This is a genomic window from Desulfobacter sp., assembly GCF_050177295.1.
Window position 1 is genome coordinate 3,708 of sequence record NZ_JBFXHE010000308.1, and the last position, 1,645, is coordinate 5,352.

The window sequence follows — 1,645 nt, forward strand, 5'->3', positions numbered from 1 at the left end:
CAGGAAGTCAACGAGAATGTCCGTCAGATTTCTGGCGGGACCGATGAAATTGCCCAGGATATTACCCATGTAAACCAGGCTGCCGAGGATGCCAGCCAGGACAGCAACACCATACTGGAAGAAGTGAAAGACCTGGTCAAGGTTACTGAAAAGCTGACTGCGGCTGTTCATCAGTTTAAAATCTAAGCTATCAAAGCATTCCAGCGGAAAAAACAAGAGCCAGGCCCATGACCCAACCGTCTTTAACATCCATGGGTTTTACATTTATCTCAATGGGGTATCTCAGGGATGAAAGCAATCGCCATAAATAATTTTCCGGGTGATGCCGTCCAGTCCTTTGACAATGAGTGCACCGGTGTCATCCACATCCAGGGCCTTGCCCTCATACACCCGGTCATGGGTCTGAACCCGGACTTCGGTGCCGATGGTGGCGGTCCGTTCCTTCCACTGGCTTATGATCCGGGCCGGATCAACGGCGGTAATCCGGGATTCAAACAGATCCAGGAACCGGATCAGGACTTGTTTTCTGGAAACAGGTTTTCCCAGGGCTGTTTTCAGGGAAATGGCCTGGTATTGATCTGATTTAGGTTCATTGTTTACATTAAGGCCAATGCCCAGAAACAAAAGATCCACCATATCAGCCCGGGTTTCCATTTCCGACAGCATCCCGGACAGCTTGCGGCCCTTGAGAAGCAGGTCGTTGGGCCATTTGACACGGACATCCAGGTCAAATAAACCGGCCAGCACTTCGGACATGCAGGCAGACGCGGCAAAATTCACGGTCCAGGCCAGGGGGGGCGGCAAATCCGGTTTAAGGATCAGGGTAAACCAGAGCCCGCCCCGGGCAGCATCCCACGGCCTGTTCAGCCGGCCCCTGGAGGCTGTCTGGACTTCGGCAATGACGCAGCTGGCATGCCGGACCCCTTGCCGGGCCATTCTTCGGGCCTGGTCCATGGTAGAGTCAAGTTCCGGAAAATAGAAAATTTTGTCCTGAATGTTCTTTGGGAAACAAAAAGGGTAGAGCAGGTTGCCAGGGTCCTGAAGTGCATACCCCGTTGGCAGGGCCTTAATATCCACGCCAGCCTGTTTCAAGGCTTTAATGTGCTTCCAGACCGCCACCCGGGAAATCCCGGCAGCTTCACTGATTTTGACCCCGGAAACAGGCTCACCACCCGACTGGTACAAAACCTTAAGAATCATTTGCCTTTTATCCGGCAATGTTTGGTTAACTTTCATTTCATCCAGTGGTTAACAAAAAAATCGGGCCTGCGTCAAGCAAAATTTTTATTTGAACAGAGCCTGAACGGTAATCCGTGCTTGAGCAAAAAGTTGCCAGATACAAGGCCCGAAAGAAGTCAGCCTTTATATCCCCGGTCGATACCCTTTGGGAAAGGGCATCGACCGGGAAATAAGGAAGGTATCGGACAGTTCCGTATTGCGGTACGCGCCGTTTTCCTTTTTAAGAAGTTGAATTAAGCACAAGGCATTTAAAAAAAGCGTGGTGTTTGCCTCGTGGGTCCTAAGAGCTTGTTTGGTAATTGATGAATCGGCTGCAATCTCATGAAAATGGCCCCAATTCTCCCAAATTTTATGTCAATAGTCCGGCTATTAACAGAAAATTTGAAAAAATTGGTTCTCATTTTCA

The 1,645-nt window shown here is 49.9% G+C and carries 2 protein-coding genes; one reads left to right on the top strand and one right to left on the bottom strand.

The genetic code is table 11. The features are described from left to right. Window positions 1–186 (top strand): hypothetical protein (locus AB7U36_RS17590; RefSeq protein ID WP_428160982.1); only part of this gene is annotated, 186 nt, incomplete at its 5' end. Window positions 187–282: 96 nt separating this feature from the next. On the opposite strand, the gene AB7U36_RS17595 is transcribed toward AB7U36_RS17590, so the two are convergent. Then, complete coding sequence (locus AB7U36_RS17595) at window positions 283–1,200, bottom strand: biotin--[acetyl-CoA-carboxylase] ligase (RefSeq protein WP_428160983.1); 918 nt, start codon at window positions 1,198–1,200, stop codon at window positions 283–285. Window positions 1,201–1,645: the final 445 nt, after the last annotated feature.

Bases quoted from the DNA above. Each gene is read 5' to 3' on its own strand.
- AB7U36_RS17595 (WP_428160983.1), bottom strand. From the start codon at position 1,200: ATGATTCTTAAGGTTTTGTACCAGTCGGGTGGTGAGCCTGTTTCCGGG.